Annotated in this window: 1 protein-coding gene; it reads right to left on the bottom strand. The window is 73.3% G+C overall.

Annotation, left to right across the window (positions count from 1 at the left end; all coding sequences use genetic code 11):
• A partial coding sequence (gene priA / locus AC2W7C_RS18190; protein WP_486002604.1) for a replication restart helicase PriA occupies positions 1-1177 on the bottom strand: 1177 nt, incomplete at both ends.

Here is a 1177-nt window from a genome sequence, read left to right as displayed (position 1 = left end):
CCGGTCCGCCCGGCCGGCCCGCCCCGTCCGCCTGGGTCAGCAGTTGGAAGGTGCGTTCGGCGGCGCGCAGGTCGCCGCCCCGCAGGCCCAGGTCCGCGTCGACGACGCCGACCAGCGTCAGGCGCGGGAAGTTATGGCCTTTCGCGGCGGCCTGGGTCGCCACCAGGATGTCGATCTCGCCGTCGGCCATGGCCTGGATCAAGGCGCGGGCCGACTTGCCGTCCGGCACGGTGTCCGAGCTGAACACCGCCGTCCGCGCCTGGGGAAACAGCTGGCGCACCTCCTCCTCGACCCGCTCGACCCCGGGACCGACCGAGACGAGCGAGTCTTCCGCTCCGCATGACGGGCAATGGCGGGGGCGCGCCATGGAGAAGCCGGTCAGGTGGCAGACCAGCCGGCCGGTGTAGCGGTGCTCGACCAGCCAGCTGTCGGTGTCCGGCGCGGTCAGCCGGTGCCCGCACGCCCGGCACAGCACCACCGGCGCATAGCCGCGGCGGTTCAGGAACAGCAGCGTCTGCTCGCTCTTGGCGAAGGTCTCGGCGATCGCCTCGCGCAAGGGCTGCGACAGCCAGGTCTGGGGATCGGGCGGCGCCTCGCGCAGGTCCAGAAGCCGGATGTCGGGCAACACCGCCGCGCCATGCCGCGCGCCCAGCTTCAGCCAGCCATAGCGGCCTTGTCGGGCGTTCCACAGCGTCTCCAGCGAGGGCGTGGCCGAGGCCAGGACCACCGTCGCGCCCTCGATCCGGGCCCGCGCCACCGCCAGATCGCGCCCGTGGTAGACCAGCCCCTCCTCCTGTTTGAACGAGCCGTCGTGCTCTTCGTCGACCACGATCAGGCGCAGATTGGCGTAGGGCAGGAACAGCGCCGAGCGCGCGCCGACGACGATGGAGCAGCGGCCGGCCTGGACCGCCTCCCAGACCTGCCGGCGCCTTGGCGGGGCGACGCCCGAGTGCCATTCCGCCGGCGCCGCGCCGAACCGGGCCGCGATCCGCTCGATGACGGCCTGGGTAAGCGCGATCTCGGGCAGCAGGATCAGGACCTGGGCTGTCGGATCGGCCCTCAGCGCGCGCGCCGCCGCCTCGAGATAGGCCTCGGTCTTGCCCGACCCGGTCACCCCGTCCAGCAGGAACGGCCGGAACCCGCCAGCCGTCACGGCCTGGCCGATCTCGCCCGCCGC

Source organism: Brevundimonas sp. CURTG3B2_SDJG (assembly GCF_057364705.1).
This window is presented reverse-complemented; position numbering and strand designations above follow the sequence as displayed.